The sequence below is a fragment of the Streptomyces sp. NPDC003036 genome (genome assembly GCF_040611175.1).
GTDB lineage: Bacteria > Actinomycetota > Actinomycetes > Streptomycetales > Streptomycetaceae > Streptomyces.
In genome coordinates this window covers 90,079-110,390 of record NZ_JBEXNO010000024.1, presented here as the reverse complement: position 1 = coordinate 110,390, position 20,312 = coordinate 90,079, and the positions used below count along the sequence as shown (strand labels likewise).

General features: G+C 71.7%; 19 protein-coding genes. 9 read left to right on the top strand and 10 right to left on the bottom strand.

The window, feature by feature from the left end; all coding sequences use genetic code 11:
* Positions 1 to 967: biosynthetic peptidoglycan transglycosylase (locus ABZX67_RS19550; protein WP_355361746.1), on the bottom strand; the 967-nt coding region annotated here is incomplete at its 3' end.
* 407 nt (positions 968 to 1,374) lie between these two features.
* On the opposite strand from ABZX67_RS19550, the gene ABZX67_RS19545 reads away from it, so the two are divergent.
* Positions 1,375 to 1,719, top strand: coding sequence for a WhiB family transcriptional regulator (locus ABZX67_RS19545; protein ID WP_355361744.1), 345 nt, complete (start codon positions 1,375 to 1,377; stop codon positions 1,717 to 1,719).
* A gap of 94 nt (positions 1,720 to 1,813) precedes the next feature.
* On the opposite strand, the gene ABZX67_RS19540 is transcribed toward ABZX67_RS19545, so the two are convergent.
* The gene (locus ABZX67_RS19540) at positions 1,814 to 3,181 is read right to left on the bottom strand and encodes an ArsA family ATPase (RefSeq protein ID WP_355361742.1); all 1,368 of its coding nucleotides are present in this window, start codon (positions 3,179 to 3,181) and stop codon (positions 1,814 to 1,816) included.
* A complete protein-coding gene (locus ABZX67_RS19535) occupies positions 3,178 to 4,143 on the bottom strand; it encodes an ArsA-related P-loop ATPase (RefSeq protein WP_355361740.1) in 966 nt (321 codons plus the stop codon). The genes ABZX67_RS19540 and ABZX67_RS19535 overlap by 4 nt, the downstream gene beginning before the upstream one ends.
* A 90-nt stretch (positions 4,144 to 4,233) precedes the next feature.
* Between ABZX67_RS19535 and ABZX67_RS19530 the strand changes: the two genes are divergently transcribed.
* The 5 genes from ABZX67_RS19530 (at position 4,234) to ABZX67_RS19510 (ending at position 7,719) form a co-directional block, all read left to right on the top strand.
* Complete coding sequence (locus ABZX67_RS19530) at positions 4,234 to 4,392, top strand: DUF4177 domain-containing protein (protein WP_003967454.1); 159 nt, start codon at positions 4,234 to 4,236, stop codon at positions 4,390 to 4,392.
* Entirely contained in the window at positions 4,389 to 4,859 is a 471-nt protein-coding gene (locus ABZX67_RS19525; protein WP_355361738.1) for a RidA family protein, read from the top strand. The genes ABZX67_RS19530 and ABZX67_RS19525 overlap by 4 nt, the downstream gene beginning before the upstream one ends.
* A gap of 115 nt (positions 4,860 to 4,974) precedes the next feature.
* Positions 4,975 to 5,877, top strand: a complete 903-nt coding sequence (locus ABZX67_RS19520) for an NUDIX hydrolase (protein WP_355361736.1) — start codon at positions 4,975 to 4,977, stop codon at positions 5,875 to 5,877.
* A complete protein-coding gene (locus ABZX67_RS19515; protein WP_355361734.1) occupies positions 5,874 to 6,704 on the top strand; it encodes an MBL fold metallo-hydrolase in 831 nt (276 codons plus the stop codon). The genes ABZX67_RS19520 and ABZX67_RS19515 overlap by 4 nt, the downstream gene beginning before the upstream one ends.
* 130 nt (positions 6,705 to 6,834) lie before the next feature.
* On the top strand, positions 6,835 to 7,719 hold the full coding sequence (locus tag ABZX67_RS19510) for a prohibitin family protein (protein ID WP_355361758.1): 885 nt from the start codon (positions 6,835 to 6,837) through the stop codon (positions 7,717 to 7,719).
* Between the two features lie 104 nt (positions 7,720 to 7,823).
* Here the strand turns inward: ABZX67_RS19510 and ABZX67_RS19505 are convergent, their stop codons facing one another.
* A complete protein-coding gene (locus ABZX67_RS19505; protein WP_010473292.1) occupies positions 7,824 to 8,498 on the bottom strand; it encodes a Crp/Fnr family transcriptional regulator in 675 nt (224 codons plus the stop codon).
* A 183-nt stretch (positions 8,499 to 8,681) separates the two neighbouring features.
* Here ABZX67_RS19505 and nth point away from each other — a divergent pair, with 183 nt between their 5' ends.
* From nth to ABZX67_RS19490, 3 genes are all read left to right on the top strand, one after another.
* Positions 8,682 to 9,713, top strand: a complete 1,032-nt coding sequence (nth, locus tag ABZX67_RS19500; RefSeq protein ID WP_355361731.1) for an endonuclease III — start codon at positions 8,682 to 8,684, stop codon at positions 9,711 to 9,713.
* 93 nt (positions 9,714 to 9,806) lie between these two features.
* Entirely contained in the window at positions 9,807 to 10,559 is a 753-nt protein-coding gene (locus tag ABZX67_RS19495; RefSeq protein WP_355361729.1) for a CoA pyrophosphatase, read from the top strand.
* Between the two features lie 66 nt (positions 10,560 to 10,625).
* Positions 10,626 to 11,825 (top strand): MarP family serine protease, encoded by a 1,200-nt coding sequence (locus tag ABZX67_RS19490; protein ID WP_355361727.1) that lies wholly within the window; start codon positions 10,626 to 10,628, stop codon positions 11,823 to 11,825.
* A 109-nt stretch (positions 11,826 to 11,934) separates the two neighbouring features.
* Here the strand turns inward: ABZX67_RS19490 and ABZX67_RS19485 are convergent, their stop codons facing one another.
* From ABZX67_RS19485 to ABZX67_RS19460, 6 genes are all read right to left on the bottom strand, one after another.
* Positions 11,935 to 12,129 (bottom strand): hypothetical protein, encoded by a 195-nt coding sequence (locus ABZX67_RS19485; RefSeq protein ID WP_355361725.1) that lies wholly within the window; start codon positions 12,127 to 12,129, stop codon positions 11,935 to 11,937.
* 121 nt (positions 12,130 to 12,250) lie between these two features.
* Entirely contained in the window at positions 12,251 to 13,234 is a 984-nt protein-coding gene (locus ABZX67_RS19480) for an alpha/beta hydrolase (protein ID WP_355361723.1), read from the bottom strand.
* The gene (locus ABZX67_RS19475) at positions 13,231 to 13,719 is read right to left on the bottom strand and encodes a phage holin family protein (protein ID WP_355361721.1); all 489 of its coding nucleotides are present in this window, start codon (positions 13,717 to 13,719) and stop codon (positions 13,231 to 13,233) included. Before ABZX67_RS19475 ends, ABZX67_RS19480 begins: the two co-directional genes overlap by 4 nt.
* Positions 13,720 to 13,758: 39 nt before the next feature.
* Positions 13,759 to 15,198: a Na+/H+ antiporter NhaA gene (gene nhaA / locus ABZX67_RS19470; RefSeq protein WP_355361719.1), complete on the bottom strand. Its 1,440-nt coding sequence runs from the start codon at positions 15,196 to 15,198 to the stop codon at positions 13,759 to 13,761.
* 183 nt (positions 15,199 to 15,381) lie between these two features.
* Positions 15,382 to 17,379: an acetate--CoA ligase gene (gene acs / locus ABZX67_RS19465; RefSeq protein ID WP_355361717.1), complete on the bottom strand. Its 1,998-nt coding sequence runs from the start codon at positions 17,377 to 17,379 to the stop codon at positions 15,382 to 15,384.
* A 303-nt stretch (positions 17,380 to 17,682) separates the two neighbouring features.
* Positions 17,683 to 20,148 (bottom strand): bifunctional SulP family inorganic anion transporter/carbonic anhydrase, encoded by a 2,466-nt coding sequence (locus tag ABZX67_RS19460; RefSeq protein WP_355361715.1) that lies wholly within the window; start codon positions 20,146 to 20,148, stop codon positions 17,683 to 17,685.
* Positions 20,149 to 20,312: the final 164 nt, after the last annotated feature.

The window sequence follows — 20,312 nt, the reverse complement described above, 5'->3', positions numbered from 1 at the left end:
TGCGCTCCTCCCGGTCCTTCCCGAAGACCGGGCTGGAGAGGAAGGCCTCGCGTACGTAGTCGCAGAAGAAGCCCGCGCCGTCGACGGCGGTGATGCAGCCGTTCTTCGGCTTGCTGACCTTCAGCTTGATCGGGGTGGCCTTCGCGCGGTCGGCCTCCGCCTGGCTGATGTCGCCGACGGCCGCCATGCGCTGCAGTACGACGTTGCGGCGCTTGGTCGCCTCCTCCACGTCGTTGACGGGGTCGTAGCGGCTCGGCGACTGGACGAGGCCGGCGAGCATCGCGGACTCCTCCAGGTTCAGGTCCTTGGCGGACTTGGAGAAGTAGCGCTTGGCCGCGGCCTCGACGCCGTACGCCTGCTGCCCGAAGAAGGTGATGTTGAGGTAGTTCTCGAGGATCTTCTTCTTTCCGAGCTCCTCCTCCACCTGGATCGCGTACTTCAGCTCCTGGATCTTGCGGCCGAGCGTCTGCTGCGTGGCCTGCGCGACCTTGTCGGGGTCGTCACCGGCCTCCTCCACGAAGACGTTCTTCACGTACTGCTGCGTCAGCGTCGAGGCGCCCTGCGCCACACCGCCCGACTGGGCGTTGCGGTTGAGTGCGCGCAGCACGCCCTTGAGGTCGATGGCGCCGTGCTCGTAGAAGCGCGCGTCCTCGACCGCGACGATCGCGTTCTGCATGTACGGGGAGATGTCCTTGAGCTCCACGACCGTGCGGTCGCGCGAGTAGACGGTGGCGATCTGGCCACCCTCCGCGTCGAGGATCGTGGTGCGCTGGCTCAGCGGCGGCCGCTTCAGGTCGGCCGGGATCTCGTCGAACCCCTGGACCGTCCCCTTCGCCGCGAGTCCCAGCACGCCGAAGGCGGGCAATGCGATGCCCGCCAGTACGGCTCCGGAGAGCACGCTGACACCGAGGAACTTGGCGGCCTGCTGGGTGCCGGTCAGGCCTCCGCCCGAGCGCTTCTTTGGCATGGCAGCAGCCTACGTTCTCATTCGCCGGACACGCGTATATGCCTTGGCCTAAGCTGGTCACAACTGTCACAGCAGTCGCGGTTCTTTCGGCGGACCACCGAAGGAGCCTCACCCCGCCCCACTCGTCGAGCTCTCCGCCGGGCGATGTCCGTTTCCGTCGTATGCGTCAGCGGACGCCCGTTGTTGATCAACGGACATGTCGTGTTGTGGGGGATGAGAGGGATATGTCCATCGGTCACTCCCCTGGGTGATCTGCCGCGTACGCATAGTCCGTTCGGGCCATTCAAGATTGGGCCCGAAGGGGGTGTTGCGCTGTGTCCACCTTCCGTAACGTCCTCAACTGGCGGCGGTGAATATGCCGCTCGCCGCCGTGGGGGAGCCTCGATTCGGGAGAGGACGGCGCCGGTATGGGCTGGGTAGCTGACTGGAGTGCGCAGGCGGCCTGCCGCACTACCGATCCGGATGAACTTTTCGTACAAGGAGCGGCGCAGAACAGGGCCAAGGCGGTGTGCACCGGGTGTCCGGTGCGGACCGAGTGCCTGGCCGACGCGCTGGACAACCGCGTCGAGTTCGGCGTGTGGGGCGGTATGACGGAGCGTGAGCGGCGCGCGTTGCTGCGCCGGCGCCCGACCGTCACCTCGTGGCGCCGGCTCCTGGAGACCGCGCGCACGGAGTACGAGCGCAGCGCGGGCATCCTGCCGGTCGCGCTGAACGATGACGAGACGTACGAGTCGTACGCCGCTGTGGGCTAGCACCGGCTGGCCACCGGCAGTCCGGCTCCGACGAACGGAGGGCCGGAGGACCGGAGGGCCGGGAGTCCGAGGGCCCACGTGGGCCCACCGGGCGCTAGAGCGTGCCCTTGGTGCCCGCCAGTCGGTCGCCGATGGCGCGAAGACCCGCGAGGTCGTGTACGTCGCCGGGCAGAGCGGCCACTTCGGCCACCGCCACCTCCGGGTGCAGCGCGGCGAAGCGGTCACGCGTGCGGCGCTCGCGCGCGAGCACCTGCATGCGCTCGGCGTGCAGGCGGAGCAGACCGGCCGTCACCTGGGCGACGGCAGGCGAAACCTCGGCGGATGACGCGGATGACGCGGGGGGTGGGGATGGCTCGGGAGAGGCGGCCGCTGGGCGGCCGGCGGCGTGGCCGTCGTCCTGACCGGTGTCGTGGCCGTTGTCCTGGCCGGTGTCGTGGCCGGTGTCGTGGCCGCCACGAAGACCAGTCTTCCCGTGCCCCTGATCCACAATGCGGCTCTCGTCAAGATTTTCCGCCGCGTCCGCGGGCTCCCCGTCCAGGACCTCCGCCGCGGCCAGCGCCCGCTCGGCCGACAGCCGCGCGGCACCGCTCCCGTGGACCCGGTTGAGGACCAGACCGGCCAGCGGCATCTCCTCCGCCGCCAGCCGCTCCACGAAGTACGCCGCCTCGCGCAGCGCGTCCCGCTCGGGCGCGGCCACCACCAGGAAGGCCGTGCCCGGCGCCTGGAGCAGCCGGTAGGTGGCGTCCGCCCGCGTACGGAACCCGCCGAACATCGTGTCCATCGCCGCCACGAAGGTCTGTACGTCGCGCAGCAGCTGGCCGCCGAGCAGCTTGCCCAGGGTCCCCGTCATCATCGACATGCCGACGTTCAGGAACTTCATCCCGGCCCGGCCGCCCACCTTCGCGGGCGCCATCAGCAGCTTGATGAACGTCCCGTCCAGGAAGGACCCCAACCGCTTCGGCGCGTCCAGGAAGTCCAGCGCCGAGCGGGACGGCGGCGTGTCGACCACGATCAGGTCCCACTCGTCGCGCGCCCGCAGCTGCCCCAGCTTCTCCATCGCCATGTACTCCTGCGTGCCCGCGAAACCGGCCGACAGGGACTGGTAGAAGGGGTTGCCCAGAATCGCGCGGGCCCGCTCCGGGTCCGCGTGCGCCTCGACGATGTCGTCGAAGGTGCGCTTCATGTCGAGCATCATCGCGTGCAGCTCGCCGTCGCCCTTGATGCCGTCGACGCGCCGCGGCACGTTGTCGAGCTGGTCGATGCCCATCGACTGGGCGAGCCGGCGGGCCGGGTCGATGGTCAGCACGACCACCTTGCGGCCGCGCTCCGCCGCCCGTACGCCCAGGGCCGCCGCGGTCGTCGTCTTGCCGACGCCGCCCGCGCCGCAGCACACGATGATCCGCGTCGCCGGGTCGTCGAGGAGCGGATCGACCTCCAGGGCCGGGGCCGGGTCCAGGGTCATGCGGTCCCCCCAAGCTGCTCGCGTACGTCCTTGGCCAGCCGGTACAGCCCGGCGATGTCGACGCCCTCCCCCAAGAAGGGCAGTTCGTACAACGGGACCTGAAGCTTCGCCAGCACCTCGCGCTGCTCCCGCTCCAGCTCCACCCGGCGCGCGTGCTCGGCGGCCTGGTCGAGGAGCGGGGTGACCAGCCGGGTCGGGGCGCTCACGCCCGCGGCGGCGAGCGCCTTGGCGATGTCCTTGCGGTGGTCGCCGGCGGCCGCCCGTACCGCGTGCTCGTCCAGGACGTGCGGGCGGACCATGTTGACGATGACGTTGCCGACCGGGAGCGAGGCGTCGCGCAGCTCGGCGATGCCGTCCGCGGTCTCCTGGACGGGCATCTCCTCCAGCAGGGTCACCAGGTGCACGGCCGTCTCCGGGGACTTCAGGACCCGCATCACGGCCTGCGCCTGGTTGTGTATCGGCCCGATGCGCGCGAGCCCGGCCACCTCGTCGTTGACGTTCAGGAACCGGGTGATGCGCCCGGTGGGCGGGGCGTCCATGACGACGTAGTCGTACGTGAACCCGCCGTGCTTCTCCCGGCGGCGTACCGCCTCGCACGCCTTGCCGGTCAGCAGGACGTCGCGTACGCCGGGGGCGATGGTGGTCGCGAAGTCGATGGCGCCGAGCTTCTTCAGCGCCCGCCCGGCCGAGCCGAGTTTGTAGAACATCTGGAGGTAGTCGAGGAGGGCGCGCTCGGCGTCGATGGCCAGCGCGTACACCTCGCCGCCGCCCGGCGCGACGGCGATCTTGCGCTCCTCGTACGGAAGCGCCTCCGTTTCGAAGAGTTGTGCGATGCCCTGTCTGCCTTCGACCTCCACGAGGAGGGTCCGCCTGCCCTCGGTCGCGAGGGCGAGCGCGAGGGCGGCGGCGACCGTCGTCTTACCGGTACCGCCCTTGCCGCTGACGACCTGGAGCCTGCTCACGCCTTCGAGCCTAACCAGTGCCCCGGCACGGCAAGCAGGAGGCTGCCCTTGGCGCCGTCGCCGTCGGTGGCAGCGGCTACAGTCGGCACCATGACCAAGTGGGAATACGCGACTGTGCCGCTTCTCGTGCACGCGACCAAGCAGATCCTGGACACCTGGGGCGAGGACGGCTGGGAGCTCGTCCAGGTCGTGCCGGGACCGAACAACCCCGAGCAGCTCGTGGCGTACCTGAAGCGGGAGAAGGCGTGACGGGCCGTGTCGAGGCGACGCTCGCCGAGCTCGGCCTGACGCTGCCCCAGGTCGTGCCGCCGCTGGCGGCGTACCAGCCGGCCGTCCAGTCGGGCGTGTACGTGTACACGGCGGGCCAGCTCCCGATGGTGGAGGGCAAGCTTCCGGTCACCGGCAAGGTGGGCGGCGAGGTCACGCCCGAGGAGGCCAAGGAGCTCGCGCGCATCTGCGCGCTCAACGCGCTGGCGGCCGTCAAGTCGGTCGCCGGGGACCTGGACCGCATCGCCCGCGTCGTGAAGGTCGTCGGGTTCGTCGCCTCCGCGCCGGACTTCACCGGGCAGCCGGCCGTGCTCAACGGCGCGAGCGAGCTGCTGGGCGAGGTGCTCGGCGACAAGGGCGTGCACGCGCGCAGCGCGGTGGGCGTCGCGGTGCTGCCGCTGGACGCGCCGGTCGAGGTCGAGATCCAGGTCGAGCTCGTCCAGGACTGACCGGACGCCGGACCGGAGGACGGACCGGGGGCCTGACCGGAGTCTTACCGGAGGCGGCCCCCTGGGCTGACGGGTTCCTCTCGAACATCGGGCCGGATGCGCATAGCATCCGGCCATGTCCAATGGTCAGTGGTACCCACCGGAGTGGCCCGACCGCATCCGCGCGCTCGCCGACGGGTCCCTCGTGGTCGTGCCCCCGAAGCGGGCCGCGACCGTGATGCTCCTGCGCGACGACGCCCACGGCACTCACGGCGCCGAGGGCACGCAGGTCCACATGCTCCGCCGGCGTACGTCCATGGCGTTCGCGGGCGGCGCGTACGCGTACCCCGGCGGCGGTGTCGACCCCCGCGACCGGACCCCGGTGCGCTGGGCGGGCCCGTCCCCCGCCGACTGGGCGGCCCGCCTCGGGGTCGCGGACCCCGCCGAGGCGCAGGCCGTCGTGTGCGCGGCGGTGCGCGAGACGTACGAGGAGGCGGGCGTCCTCCTCGCGGGGCCGACGGCCGGCTCCGTCGTCGCCGACACCACGGGCGACGACTGGGAGGCGGACCGGGCGGCCCTGGTGGCCCGGGAGCTGGCCTTCGCCGAGTTCCTGGACCGGCGCGGGCTGGTGCTCCGCTCCGACCTCCTCGGGGCGTGGGCGCGCTGGATCACCCCGGAGTTCGAGCCGCGCCGCTACGACACCTGGTTCTTCGTGGCCGCCCTGCCCGAGGGCCAGCGCACCCGGAACGCCTCCACCGAGGCCGACCGCACGGTGTGGATCCGCCCGGCGGACGCGGCGGCCGGGTACGACCGGGGCGAGCTGCTGATGATGCCCCCGACCATCGCCACGCTGCGCGCCCTCGCGCGGTACGCCACCACGCCCGCCGCCGCCCTCGCCGCGGCCCGGGACCAGGACCTCACGCCCGTACTGGCCGAGGCGCGCCTGGAAGGCGACCAGGTGATCCTGAGCTGGCCGGGCCACGACGAGTTCACCAAGCGGGTGTCCACGCAGACGCCGACAGGGGGGCCTTCCGCATGACCGACGCCGCCGCGCTTCCCGGACAGCCGCGCGGAGCCGTGATCTCCGGCCCCGCGACCCGACGCGCCGTCAACGTGCTCGCGCCCAACCCGTCCGCGATGACCCTCGACGGCACGAACACCTGGATCCTGTCCGAGCCGGACTCCGCGCTCGCCGTGGTCGTCGACCCCGGGCCGCTCGACGAGGGCCATCTGTCGCGGGTCGTCGAGACGACCGAGCGGATGGGCAAGCGCGTCGCGCTCACACTCCTCACGCACGGCCACGCCGACCACGCGGAGGGCGCGGGCCGCTTCGCCGAGCTGACCGGCACGCCGGTACGGGCCCTGGACCCGGCGCTGCGCCTCGGCGACGAGGGGCTCCGGGCGGGCGAGGTGGTCGAGGTCGGGGGCCTGGAGCTGCGCGTCGTACCGACGCCCGGCCACACCGCCGACTCGCTCAGCTTCCACCTCCCGGCCGACCGCGCCGTGCTGACCGGCGACACCATCCTGGGGCGCGGTACGACGATGGTGGCGCACCCGGACGGCCGCCTCGGCGACTACCTGGACTCCCTGCGGCGGCTGCGCTCGCTGACGGTCGACGACGGGGTCCACACGGTGCTGCCGGGGCACGGGCCGGTGCTGGAGGACGCCCAGGGGGCGGTCGAGTACTACCTGGCCCACCGCGCGAGCCGGCTCGCCCAGGTGGAGACGGCCGTCGAGAACGGCTACCGGACCGCCCAGGAGGTCGTGGCGCACGTCTACGCGGACGTGGACCGTTCGCTGTGGCCGGCGGCCGAGCTGTCGGTACGGGCCCAGCTGGAGTACCTGAGCGACCACGGCCTGATCTGAACCGCGCCGCGAGGCCCGGGCTCGGGCGCGGGGTCGGGCGGGCTCGGGCTCGGGTGAGTGGTCTCGGGCCGATGCTTTACCCTCCGCTTACTCGGCTCGTTCCTGGGGCCTGGCCATGGGGGGAATCCACGTGTTCATCCTGTCCATCCTGCTGCTCATAGCGGCGGCGGTGCTCTTCTTCGTCGGCCGCGGCAGCGACCGGCGCGGCCTCACGCTCGGCGCGGCCGGGGCGCTGCTCGCCGGGCTGTTCGCGGCGCTGAGCAGTTGCCTGCACGTCATCAGCGCGTACGAGGTCGGCGTACCGGTCACCTTCGGCAAGGTCGGCTCGCCGATGACGTCCGGCATGAACTTCACCTCGCCGTTCACGAACGTCACCACCTTCTCGACGCGCCCGGTGGACCTGAACCTCTCCGACAAGGACGTGGTCGAGGTCCGCTCGTCGCAGGGCGGCGTGATGTACGCGGAGGTGACGGTGAAGTGGTCCGTCACCCCGGCCAAGGCCGTCGAGCTGTACAAGCTGGCCGGCAGCGAGGAGGCGATCCAGCAGCGGCTGGTCTTCCCGGACAGCCGGGAGATCATCCGTAACGTCTTCGCACGTCACACGAGCGAGGAGGGGTACGCGTCGGCCCGCGAGAAGATCAACGCGGAGATCGGCGACCTCATCGAGGAGCGGCTCGCCCCGCGCGGCATCGCCGTGACGACGGTCAACCTGCGGAACGTGAAGCCGTCGGACCAGCTCCAGGGCCAGATCGACCGCAAGATCCAGCAGCAGCAGGCGACGGAGCGGGCCACCGAGGCCGCGCTCACGGCGAAGGCGGAGGCGGAGCGCCGCCGGGTCGAGGCGGAGGGCATCGCGAAGGCGAACAAGATCCTCAGCGACTCGCTCACGGACAAGGTCCTGCTGAACCAGTGCATCGACGCCTTCAAGGAGGCGGCCGCGAAGCAGCCGGTGTACGCCGTGCCGTGCGGTGGCGGGAGCGGGAACCCGCTGATCGTGGACGGCACGAAGAAGTGACGTGACGGCGCGACGCGCCGGACGCACGAAGGGCCGCCCCGCGGATCGCGGGGCGGCCCTTTCGTACGAACGGGGTACTGGCGCGGCGCGTACTGGCGCGTGGGTCAGCGCGAGCGCTTGGCGAGCCGCTCCACGTCCAGCAGGATCACGGCGCGGGCCTCCAGACGGAGCCAGCCGCGGCCGGCGAAGTCGGCGAGGGCCTTGTTGACCGTCTCGCGGGAGGCGCCGACGAGCTGGGCCAGCTCCTCCTGGGTGAGGTCGTGCACCACGTGGATGCCCTCCTCGGACTGCACGCCGAAGCGGCGCGACAGGTCCAGGAGCGCGCGGGCGACGCGGCCCGGCACGTCGGAGAAGACCAGGTCCGACATCTGGTCGTTGGTCTTGCGCAGGCGCCGCGCGACGGCGCGCAGCAGGGCGCTGGCCACCTCGGGGCGGGCGTTCAGCCAGGGCTGGAGGTCGCCGTGGCCGAGGCCCAGGAGCTTGACCTCGGTCAGCGCGGTCGCGGTGGCGGTGCGCGGGCCCGGGTCGAAGAGGGACAGCTCGCCGATCAGCTCGCCGGGGCCCAGGACGGCGAGCATGTTCTCGCGCCCGTCGGGGGAGGTGCGGTGCAGCTTCACCTTGCCCTCGGTGACCACGTAGAGCCGATCGCCCGGGTCGCCTTCGTGGAAGAGCGCGTCGCCACGGGCGAGCGTCACCTCACTCATCGAGGCGCGGAGCTCCGCGGCCTGCTCGTCATCGAGCGCCGCGAAGAGCGGGGCGCGCCGCAGAACGTCGTCCACGAGTTCTCTCCTATGTCGACCTGCTCAGGGACGTTGGGTCCCATGATGCCGGACGGTAAAACAGTGCGATCAATCACAACAAGTTTGACGCACTGGTACGCGTGTCCGTGCGGCAGGGCCCCGATTGGGTCGTGATCGCCTGTGCCCGGGGCGGATGTCGGTGTCGGCGCTTAGGCTGGCCGGGTGTCCAATTCGCCGGTGAGAGCGCAGGCCAAGGGGGCCGGGAGAGTGTCCGGGGAACAGAATTCCGCTGTGGGCGAACACGCGTCGCCTTCATCGAAAAAAACGACAAAGGCAAGCAAATCGGGCGGTTCGTCCCGCGGGCGGTCGTCTGCCGAGCCGACCGCCGCGGGCAAGCCCGCTCGCACGCCGTCCAAGGCCGCGCCATCTAAGGCTGCCGGAGCGGTGAAGGCCGCCGGGACGGCGAAGGGCGCGGGCAAGGGCGAGTCGCGGCTGGCGATGGTGCGGCGGGCGCGGCGGATCAACCGCGAGCTCGCCGAGGTGTATCCGTACGCCCATCCCGAGCTCGACTTCCGCAACCCCTTCGAGCTGCTCGTCGCGACCGTCCTGTCGGCCCAGACGACCGACCTCCGCGTCAACCAGACGACCCCGGCGCTCTTCGCGAAGTACCCGACGCCCGAGGACATGGCCGCCGCCGTGCCCGAGGAGCTGGAGGAGCTGATCCGGCCGACCGGCTTCTTCCGCGCCAAGGCGAAGTCCCTGATCGGGCTCTCCACGGCGCTCCGGGACACCTTCGGCGGCGAGGTCCCCGGCCGCCTGGAGGACCTCGTCACCCTGCCCGGCGTGGGCCGCAAGACCGCCAACGTGGTCCTGGGCAACGCCTTCGGGGTACCGGGCATCACCGTGGACACCCACTTCGGCCGCCTCGTGCGCCGCTGGAAGTGGACGGAGCAGGAGGACCCGGAGAAGGTCGAGGAGGAGATCTGCGCGATCTTCCCGAAGTCCGACTGGACGATGCTCTCCCACCGCGTGATCTTCCACGGCCGCCGGATCTGCCACTCCCGCAAGCCCGCCTGCGGCGCCTGCCCCATCGCGCCGCTCTGCCCGTCGTACGGCGAGGGCGAGACGGACCCGGAGAAGGCGAAGAAGCTGCTGAAGTACGAGATGGGCGGCCTTCCCGGCCAGCGCCTGGCCCCGCCGCCGGACTATCCGGGACGGCCCGCGGCCCCGCTCGGCACGGGCGATGACGAGTGACCGTACGGGTGGCGGTGCGCGTGACGGAACGCGTGACGGACGGTGACGGAACGAACCAGGGGCCGGAACGCGTTGGGAAAGCCGGGGGTGCCTATGACACGCGCTGAGCAGGACGCCCGGCAGGAGGGCGGAGGACACGCCGGCAAGGCCGGTACGTCCGGATGGGCCGGTACGGCCGGCACGGCGGTGGCCGTCAGTGACGAGGGGCTGCCCGCGTGGCTGCGGCCCCTCGCCCGCGCGGCCCGCACCATCGCGCCCGAGCAGCTGAGCCGGTTCCTGCCGCCCGAGGAGGGGGGCCGCCAGGCCGCCGTGCTCATCCTCTTCGGCGAGGGCGACCGCGGCCCCGAGCTGCTCCTCATGGAGCGCGCCGGCAGCCTGCGCTCGCACGCCGGCCAGCCGTCGTTCCCCGGCGGCGCCCTCGACCCCGAGGACGGCGACCCGGCCACCACCGGTCCCCTGCGCGCCGCGCTGCGCGAGGCGGAGGAGGAGACGGGCCTCGACCCCGCCGGCGTACAGATCTTCGGCGTGCTGCCGCGCCTCTACATCCCGGTGAGCGGCTTCGTCGTGACGCCCGTCCTCGGCTGGTGGCGGTCCCCGAGCCCGTTCCGCGCCGTCGACCCGGCCGAGACCGCCCGCGTCTTCACGGTGCCCGTGGCGGATCTCACGGACCCGGCCAACCGTGCCACGGCTATCCACCCCAGCGGCCACCACGGCCCGGCATTCCTGGTCGAATCCGCCCTCGTGTGGGGCTTCACCGCCGGCGTCATCGACCGCATCGCCCACTTCGCCGGCTGGGAGCGCCCCTGGGACCGCACCAGGCAGGTCCCGCTCGACTGGCGCTCATGACAGGCTGATGACTCCGCTCCGAGGCCGGTCCGGGTGGCCGGAGACGAATCTGCGAGGCTAATGACGGTGAACGTGCTGGACATCCTGTTGCTGGTCGCCGCCGTCTGGTTCGCGATCGTTGGCTACCGTCAGGGCTTCGTCGTCGGAATCCTGTCGGTGATCGGTTTCCTCGGCGGCGGCCTCGTCGCGGTCTACCTGCTTCCGCTCGCCTGGGGACCGCTGACGGACGACGCCAAGGTCTCGACGACCGCCGCGATCGTCGCCGTCGTCATCGTCATCGTCTGCGCCTCCGTGGGCCAGGCCTTCACCACCCACCTGGGCAACAAGCTCCGCCGGCACATCACCTGGTCGCCCGCGCGCGCCCTCGACGCCACCGGCGGCGCCCTCGTCAACGTGGTGGCGATGCTGCTGGTCGCCTGGCTGATCGGCTCCGCCCTCGCCGGTACGTCCCTGCCGACGCTCGGCAAGGAGGTCCGCAACTCCAAGGTGCTGCTCGGTGTCTCGCGCGTGATGCCGGCCGAGGCGTCGACCTGGTTCGCCGACTTCTCCTCCGTCCTGGCGCAGAACGGCTTCCCGCAGGTCTTCAGCCCGTTCGCCAACGAGCCCATCACGGAGGTGAGCCCGCCGGACCCGGCGCTCGCCGGCAGCCCGGTGGCGGCCCGCGCGCAGAAGTCCATCGTCAAGGTCGTCGGTACGGCCCAGGGCTGCGGCAAGGTCCTCGAAGGCACCGGCTTCGTCTTCGCGGAGCGCCGTGTGATGACCAACGCCCACGTGGTGGGCGGAGTCGACGAACCGACCGTCCAGATAGGCGGTCAGGGACGGCTGTACGACGCGCGGGTGGTCCTGTACGACTGGCAGCGCGACATCGCCGTCCTCGACGTACCGGACCTGAAGGCGACACCGCTGCAGTTCACGGACACGGACGCGGTCAGCGGGGACAGCGCCATCGTCGCGGGCTTCCCGGAGAACGGCGCGTACGACGTCCGCTCCGCGCGCGTCCGCGGCCGGATCAACGCCAACGGCCCGGACATCTACCACCGCGACGAGGTGCGCCGCGATGTGTACTCGCTCTTCGCGACCGTCCGCCAGGGCAACTCCGGCGGCCCGCTGCTCACCCCGGACGGCAAGGTCTACGGCGTCATCTTCGCGAGGTCCCTGGACGACGTGAACACCGGTTACGCCCTGACGGTCGACGAGATCCGCGACGACATCGCGCGCGGCCGCACCGCCAACCAGCAGGTCGACAGCCAGGCCTGCGCGCTCTGAGCCGCGAACCGAGCCCCGCGCCGAGCCGTGCCTGCCGGCTCGACCGCGAGGGCTCGGCCGCGAGGGCTCGGCCGCGAGGGCTCGGCCGCGAGGGCTCGGCCTCGCGGACTCAGTCGCGTGGGCTCAGGTGCGTGTGCCGCAGCCGGGCCGAGACCCAGCGGGCCCGGCGGCGCAGGATGAGGGAGATCCCGAGGCGGGGATCGGGTCCCTGGCCCTGCGGGCCGCTCCTCTGCGGGTTCGGCGCGGAGGCCGAGGCGGAGCGGCGGTTGCGTGCTGCGTCAGCGTAGTCGTGCGTCCAGCCCATACCCGGACCTCTGCCCGGGCCCCAAGGTCGGTAACCGCCCGCGGAGCGGCCAATCGGCCTATGCGCCAGGCATTTGGCTGTTCGTAGGACAACCGTTCAATCCCGTTTCCGGTGCAACCTCCTACCGGTCCGGCTCGGGGTCCTTCAGCCAGTTGACGAGCTCGGTCGAGAAGGCCACCGGGTCCTCCTCGTGCGGGAAGTGGCCGAGGCCCTCGAACAGCCGCCAGCGGTACGGGGCTTCCACGTACTCGCCCGAACCGGCCGCGCTGCGCGTACGCATCACCGGGTCCAGCGCGCCGTGCAGATGCAGCGTCGGCACCCGCACCGGCCGCTTCATGCGCCGGTTGAACTGGATGCCGTCCGGCCGGGCCAGCGACCGCACCATCCACCGGTACGGCTCGATCGAGCAGTGCGCCGTCGACGGGATGGTCATCGCCCGCCGGTACGCGTCGATCGCGTCCTCGTTCGGCTCGTCCGCCCCCGGCCCCGACCAGTCCCGGATCAGCCGGCCCACCAACGCCGCGTCGTCCGCGACCAGCTGACGCTCGGGCAGCCACGGCCGCTGGAAGCCCCAGACGTACGAGTTGGCCCGGGTCTGCGCGAAGTCGGAGAGCATCGCCGAGCGCCACCGGCGCGGATGCGGCATCGAGGACACCACCAGGCGCCGCACCAGCTTCGGCCGCATCACCGCCGCCGTCCACGCCAGGTAGCCGCCGAGGTCGTGGCCGACGAGGGCGGCGTCCGGCTCGCCCAGCGAGCGCACCACACCGGTGATGTCGAGGGCCAGGTTGGCGGGGTCGTAACCGCGCGGCGTACGGTCGCTGCCGCCCACGCCCCGCAGGTCCATCGCCACCGCGCGGAAACCGGCGTCGGCGAGGGCCGGCAGCTGGTGGCGCCACGTCCACCAGAACTGCGGAAAGCCGTGCAGCAGCAGCACCAGCGGCCCGTCGCCCATCTCGGCGATGTGGAAGCGCGCCCCGTTGGCCGCCACGTCCCTGTGGATCCAGGGACCGTCCATCCGTACCGGACTGCCGGCGGGGCTGCCGGGGCCGCCCGCGCTGCCTGCGCCGCTCGTGCTGCCCGCGCTGCTCTCAGGGACCGTCATGCGGATGAGCGTGCCACACCCTCGGCCTCGCCCTTGACCGGAAGGGCGGGGGCGGCCGCCCGCGGGTGCGGTTTGGCGTTGCCCAGCACCGCCGCCGACCGCTTCGCCGAGCGAATGGACCGCTCCGGCGGCTTCACCTTCTTGAACTTGGTCACGGCCAGCAGCGCCGCCAGCGCCGCCAGCACCAGGTACGCGCCGCCCACGATCAGGAAGGACCAGGCCAGCCCGAGCCCCAGGTTGTGGATGCCGTACGCGGCGGCGAAGCTCAGCACCGGCAGCGAGAAGAGCGCGAACACGCCCGCGATGCTGAGGGCCGCACCGCCCATCGCGCCGCGCTTGACGTCCTGACGCAGTTCGGCCTTGGCCAGCGCGATCTCGTCGTGCACGAGCGCGGACAGCTCGGTGGTCGCCGAAGCGACCAGTTGGCCGAGACTGCGGTCCGTGCCAGCTGCGCCGAATGCACCGTTGCCGGCGGGGTCGCTCATCGTCTCGCTCCCTCTTCTCTCCTACGGTCCGACCTCAGATCATGCCGGACCGTCGCCGTCCCTGCGCGTTGCCCCCGCCACTTCGGCCCGGGCGGCGGCCGCTTCAGCCGCCTGCCGCCGGTGGTCGGCGGCCTTCTTCTCGTACAGCTCGGCCATCCTCAGGTGGTACGCGGGGTCGCCGATCTCGTACACGTCCGGCACGCCGCTGAGGTCCTCGTCGCGCTCCTCCTCCTCGAGCAGCGCCTGGTACTTGCGGACGCGCAGCTTCAGCAGGACCGAGGCGAGTAGGGCGGAGATGAGGGAGCCCATCAGGACGGCCGCCTTGACCTCGTCGGTCAGGGCCGTGTCCCCGGCGAAGGCGAGCTCTCCGATGAGGAGGGAGACGGTGAAGCCGATGCCGGCGAGCGTGGCGACGGCGAAGAGGTCCGCCCAGGCCAGATCCTCGTTGAGCGACGCCCTGGTGAAGCGGGCCGTCAGCCACGTACCGCCGAAGATGCCGACGGCCTTGCCGACCACCAGGCCAAGCACCACACCGAGCGTCACGGGCTCGGTGAAGACGTCCCCCAGCGCGTCGCCGGAGACCGACACCCCGGCCGAGAACAGCGCGAACAGCGGGACGGCCAGACCGGCAGACACCGGCCGCACCAGGTGCTCGATGTGCTCGCCGGGGGAGTGCGCCTCGCCCTCGTGGCGGGTGCAGCGCAGCATCAGGCCCATGGCGACGCCCGCGATGGTGGCGTGGACGCCGCTGTTGTACATCAGGCCCCAGATGACCAGCGCCAGCGGTACGTACACGTACCAGCCGCGCACGCCCTTGCGCAGGAGGAACCAGAAGACGGCCAGACCGGCGACGGCGCCGCCGAGCGCGGCGAAGTTCAGGTCGTTGGTGAAGAAGACCGCGATGATCAGGATCGCGAAGAGGTCGTCGACGACGGCGAGCGTGAGGAGGAAGGCGCGCAGCGCGGACGGCAGCGAGGTGCCGATGACGGCCAGGACGGCGAGGGCGAAGGCGATGTCGGTGGCGGTGGGGACGGCCCAGCCGGCGAGGGAGCCGCCGCCGACGGCGTTGGTCACGACGTAGACGAGAGCGGGGGCGATCATGCCGCAGAGCGCGGCGACCACGGGCAGGGCGGCGGCCTTCGGGTCGCGCAGCTCGCCGGCGACGAGCTCACGCTTGAGTTCGACGCCGGCGACGAAGAAGAAGATGGCGAGGAGGCCGTCGGCGGCCCAGTGCTGGAGGGAGAGGTCCAGGCCGAGCGCGGCCGGGCCTATGTGGAAGTCGCGGACCGTCGCGTAGCTTGCGCTGAGCGGGGTGTTCGCCCAGATCAGGGCGGCGACGGCGGCGAGCAGGAGGAGGATGCCGCCGACGGTCTCGGCGCGCAGCGCGTCCGCGACGAACGTCCGCTCGGGGAAGGGGAGCCGCCCGAGGAACTTCCGGGCGGCGGAGGTGTTCGAGGGGTTCGACTGGGGCGCGGCCACAGGGGGACCTCCGGACGGTACGGCGGCGGGCAGGACGAATAAACCTGCCGACCAGACTTCCCGGCGCACCTTCGAACTCTTGTTGCTTTGTTGACGTGATCCTTACCCTACCGGGCGCATGCGAAGAGGGCACCCGGGCGCGATGCGCGCCGGGTGCCCTCCGGATGCCCTCTGGCCGCCGGGTCAGTCCTCGCTGGAGGCGGCCGGCAGCTTGGACTGAATCAGTGTCATAACGGACGAATCGGTCAGGGTGGTGACGTCACCCAGCTCCCGGTTCTCCGCCACATCGCGCAGCAGGCGGCGCATGATCTTGCCGGAGCGCGTCTTGGGCAGCTCGGCGACCGGCAGGATCCGCTTCGGCTTCGCGATCGGGCCGAGGGTGGCGCCCACGTGGTTGCGCAGATCGGCGACGAGGGAGTCGTCCTCGCTCGCCGTGCCGCGCAGGATCACGAACGCGACGATGGCCTGGCCGGTCGTCTCGTCGGCCGCGCCGACGACCGCCGCCTCGGCGACCTTCGGGTGCGAGACGAGCGCGGACTCGACCTCGGTGGTGGAGATGTTGTGGCCGGAGACCAGCATGACGTCGTCCACCCGGCCGAGCAGCCAGATGTCGCCGTCGTCGTCCTTCTTGGCGCCGTCCCCGGCGAAGTACTTGCCGTCGAACCGCGACCAGTAGGTGTCGATGAAGCGCTGGTCGTCGCCCCAGATGGTGCGGAGCATCGACGGCCACGGCTCGGTCAGGACGAGGTAGCCGCCCCCGCCGTTGGGCACCTCGTTCGCGTCGTCGTCCACGACGGTGGCGGAGATGCCGGGCAGCGGACGCTGGGCCGAGCCGGGCTTGGTCTCGGTGACGCCGGGCAGCGGCGAGATCATCATCGCGCCGGTCTCGGTCTGCCACCAGGTGTCGACGATCGGGGTCTTGCCGGCGCCGATGTTCTCCCGGTACCAGATCCACGCCTCGGGGTTGATCGGCTCGCCGACCGACCCGAGCACGCGGAGGCTGGACAGGTCGAACTTGGCGGGGATGTCGTCGCCCCACTTCATGAACGTACGGATCGCGGTCGGCGCGGTGTAGAGGATCGTGACGCCGTACTTCTGGACGATCTCCCAGAACCGGCCCTGGTGCGGCGTGTCGGGCGTGCCCTCGTACATGACCTGCGTCGCGCCGTTGGCCAGCGGCCCGTAGACGATGTACGAGTGGCCCGTCACCCAGCCGATGTCGGCGGTGCACCAGTAGACGTCGGTCTCCGGCTTGAGGTCGAAGACGGCGTGGTGCGTGTACGCCGTCTGGGTGAGGTAGCCGCCGGAGGTGTGCAGGATGCCCTTGGGCTTCCCCGTCGTACCGGAGGTGTAGAGGATGAAGAGCGGATGCTCGGCGTCGAACGCCTCGGGCGTGTGCTCGCTGGACTGGCGGCCCACGACGTCGTCCCACCACAGGTCGCGGCCCTCGGTGAAGGCGGTGTCCTGGCCGGTACGGCGGACCACGAGCACGTGCTCCACCTGCGGGCACTTGGCCACGGCCTCGTCGATGGCCGGCTTGAGCGCGGACGGCTTGCCGCGCCGGTAACCGCCGTCGGCGGTGATGACCAGCTTGGCGTCGGCGTCCTGGATGCGGGACGCGACGGCGTCGGCCGAGAAGCCGCCGAAGACGACCGAGTGCGCGGCGCCGATGCGGGCGCAGGCGAGCATCGCGATGGCGGCCTCGGGGATCATCGGCAGGTACACCGCGACCCGGTCGCCCTTGCGGACGCCGAGTTCGGTCAGCGCGTTGGCCGCCTTGGAGACCTCGTCCTTGAGCTCGGCGTACGTCAGGGCCCGGCTGTCGCCCGGCTCGCCTTCGAAGTGGATGGCGACGCGGTCGCCGTGGCCGGCCTCGACGTGGCGGTCCACGCAGTTGTACGCGACGTTGAGCTTGCCGTCGGCGAACCACTTCGCGAAGGGCGGGTTGGACCAGTCGAGGATCTCGGTCGGCTCGGTGGCCCAGCTCAGCCGCCGCGCCTGCTCGGCCCAGAACCCGAGCCTGTCCGCCTTGGCCTGCTCGTACGCGTCCGCCGTCACGTTCGCGTGCGCTGCCAGCTCGGCGGGCGGAGCGAAGCGGCGCTCCTCCCGCAGCAGGTTGGCCAAGCTCTCGTTGCTCACGACATCTCCCATTCCCAGGGCGTCCGATGTGTCCCAGCCCATAGCTCATCAGCCAGGTGCCCGGGATGACAAGGGTTTCCCGAGCATTGGTTTAGACCTGTTGGCGTCGGAGGTGGGGCCGTTCGAGGTGGGGCGTTGATGTGGCTCCCCCTCCCCGGGCGGCGGGGAGAAGGAACCACACCGACGTCCACGGCCGCCGGCCGCCGGAGGTTCACCGGCGCGGCGAGGCCATGGCCGTGGCCCGGGCCACGGGTCGGGGCCGGGCCACGGCGGGACGGGACCGGGACGGACCCGGGACGCCACGGGGACGGGCCCGGGACGCCACCGGAACGGGACGGGCCCGGCTCATGCCGGGGCGCCCTCCCGGCGCGTGGGGGTCACGGGGTCGAAGACCTCGTCGAACCCGTCCGACCCCGACAGCAGATACGCCTGCGCCTCGCCGACGTGGAAGTACATGCCGTGGAGCTCCAGCGTGCCCTCGGCGAGCCGGCGTGCCACCGACTCGTGGGCCTTCAGGTGCTCCAGCTGCTGGACCACGTTCGTCAGGCACAGCTGCTCGACCGCGTCCGCCGGCAGACGGCCGGAGAGCCGCGCCCAGGTGCGGTGCTTGCTCTTCATGCGGTCCACGCTCGGCTGCGCGTGCCGCAGCCAGCGCCGCAGCGGGGTCCGCGCTGCCGCCGGTGTCCCGGGCGCGCCGTTCAGCAGGGTCTGCATGGCGCCGCAGCCCGAGTGGCCGCACACGGTGATGGACTGCACCTGCAGCACGTCGACCGCGTACTCGATCGCGGCCGCCACCGAGTCGTCCCCGGACTCCTCCCCCGGCAGCGGCACCAGATTGCCCACGTTCCGCACGGTGAACAGGTCACCCGGTCCGCTGGCCGTGATCATGCTCGTCACCAGGCGGGAGTCGGCGCAGGTGAGGAAGAGCTGCGACGGCTGCTGGCCCTCGCGCGCGAGCCGCGCCAGCTCGTCCCGCACCAGGGGGGCCGTGTTGCGCTGGAAGGAGCTGAGCCCGGTGGCCAGTTGGCGGCCGGTCGGGCCCGGCGGTGCTGTCGGCGACGGCGACGGCGACGAGCCCCAGTCGCCCGACTCGTCCGGCACGCCGCTCGCGGGCTTGGGCTCCTCGGCCTCCGAGTGGTCGCCGCAGTGGTGGTTGCGCCACGCGGTCCACGGCCGGCAGCAGGCGTGCCCACCGGAACCCAGCTCGCCGATCCGCACCCCGGAACGCCCGGCCACCTCCACCTGTCCGCCTCGCGCCAGATGGGTCATCTGCCAGTCCTGGAGCGTTTCGTAGGCGGCGTGGTCCATGAAGGACCCGTCCAGCTCGACGACGACGTACGCGCCTTGAGGGATCTGGTGCAGCGCCCGGCTCAGCCGCGGTACCGCGAGGAACGTCAACTGTCCGCGCACCCGCACGTGCTCGGCGCCGTCCCTGCTCTCGATGGTGATGCGGGTCTTGGACAGCCGGTGCATCGCGAGCCCCGTGGCCGTCACGATGCCGAGCGCCACGCCCTCCAGGATGCCGATCAGCACGACACCGGCCACCGTCACCGCGTACACGACGACCTCGCGGTGGCGCGTGACGCTGCGGATGTGGGTGATGCTGACCATCTGGATGCCGACGACCATCACCAGCGCCGCGAGCGCGGGCAGCGGGATCAGGTCCAGGACGGGGACGAGGAAGAGGGCGGCCAGCACGACCCACAGGCCGTGCAGCATCGTGGAGTTGCGGCTGACGGCGCCCGCCGACACGTTGGCGACGCTGCGCACCGCGACACCGGCGACCGGCAGACCGCCCAGCGCCCCGGAGACGATGTTCGCCGCTCCCTGCCCCGCCAGCTCGCGGTCGAGGTTCGAGCGCGGCACATGAACCTTGGGCTCCTTGCGGGCGGCCACCAGCTTGTCGACGGCCACGGCGGAGAGCAGCGACTGGACACTGGTGACGAGCGTGATGGTCAGGACGCCGGCGGCGATGCCGAGAACCGGCCCCTCGGGCAGCCCGGGCAGCGCGTGGCTGGTCCAGGAGGGCAGGTCCACGCGGGGCACGCGCATTCCCGAGGCGACGGCCAGCAGGGTCGCCGCCCCCACCGCGGCCAGTGCGGCGGGCACCCTCCGCAGCATCCTGCCGACGGTCCCGGGGATCCGCGGCCAGAGCAGCAGGAGGGTGATGGTGACAGCGCTTACGGAGAGCCCCGCCAGGTGTAGGTCCATCAACTGGGCTGGCAGACCGAGTGCGTTGTCAACGGCGGAGCTCTGCGGCGTACCGCCGAGGACGACATGGAGCTGGGCGAGGGCGATCGTCGTCCCGATGCCCGCCACCATGCCGTGCACGATCGCGGGGGAGACGGCGAGCGCCGAGCGGGCCACCCGCAGTGCGGACAGGCCGAGTTGACCGAGTCCGGCGAGGACGGTGATGGCGCAGGTGGTGCGCCAGCCGTACTTCTGGATCAACTCGGCGGTGACAAGGGTCAGTCCGGCGGCGGGCCCGCTGACCTGGAGCGGTGAACCGCCGAACCGGCCGACGACGATGCCGCCGACCGCGGCGGCGACCAGTCCGGCCTGGAGCGGCGCTCCGGTGGCGAGCGCGATGCCGAGGGAGAGCGGCAGCGCGATGAGGAAGACGACGATGGACGCGGACAGGTCGGTACCCGCGAGGTGGAACCGGCCGCGGAGGCGGGGCCGGCGGCGCGGTGCGCGGAACCGGCCGTCGCCGGGCGGGCTGTGGGGTTGCTGGGATGGGGAAGGTGCGTCACCGTCCGCGCTGGACGTACGGCCAGAACGGGACAGGCGCGGGGGGATGCAGGCGGTCATGGTTCCCATGTCCTCCGGGGCGGCGCGGTCGCGGTACGTGCGATTCGAACGAACGTGTGGGGTTCGCGGCCGTGTGTCACGGCGGCCGTGGGCTACGGCGCTGGGTAGCAGGTTTGCCAACTCTCAGTAAATTGATCGTAATGCAGAGTAAAGATTCAGGCATG

What these genes read in the sequence shown, in the direction of transcription:
- ABZX67_RS19545 (WP_355361744.1), top strand. Translation starts at nt 1,375, where the DNA reads ATGGGCTGGGTAGCTGACTGGAGTGCGCAGGCGGCCTGCCGCACTACC.
- ABZX67_RS19540 (WP_355361742.1), bottom strand. Translation starts at nt 3,181, where the DNA reads ATGACCCTGGACCCGGCCCCGGCCCTGGAGGTCGATCCGCTCCTCGAC.
- ABZX67_RS19530 (WP_003967454.1), top strand. Translation starts at nt 4,234, where the DNA reads ATGACCAAGTGGGAATACGCGACTGTGCCGCTTCTCGTGCACGCGACC.
- ABZX67_RS19520 (WP_355361736.1), top strand. Translation starts at nt 4,975, where the DNA reads ATGTCCAATGGTCAGTGGTACCCACCGGAGTGGCCCGACCGCATCCGC.
- ABZX67_RS19515 (WP_355361734.1), top strand. Translation starts at nt 5,874, where the DNA reads ATGACCGACGCCGCCGCGCTTCCCGGACAGCCGCGCGGAGCCGTGATC.
- ABZX67_RS19495 (WP_355361729.1), top strand. Translation starts at nt 9,807, where the DNA reads ATGACACGCGCTGAGCAGGACGCCCGGCAGGAGGGCGGAGGACACGCC.
- ABZX67_RS19485 (WP_355361725.1), bottom strand. Translation starts at nt 12,129, where the DNA reads ATGGGCTGGACGCACGACTACGCTGACGCAGCACGCAACCGCCGCTCC.
- ABZX67_RS19480 (WP_355361723.1), bottom strand. Translation starts at nt 13,234, where the DNA reads ATGACGGTCCCTGAGAGCAGCGCGGGCAGCACGAGCGGCGCAGGCAGC.
- ABZX67_RS19475 (WP_355361721.1), bottom strand. Translation starts at nt 13,719, where the DNA reads ATGAGCGACCCCGCCGGCAACGGTGCATTCGGCGCAGCTGGCACGGAC.
- acs (WP_355361717.1), bottom strand. Translation starts at nt 17,379, where the DNA reads ATGGGCTGGGACACATCGGACGCCCTGGGAATGGGAGATGTCGTGAGC.
- ABZX67_RS19460 (WP_355361715.1), bottom strand. Translation starts at nt 20,148, where the DNA reads ATGACCGCCTGCATCCCCCCGCGCCTGTCCCGTTCTGGCCGTACGTCC.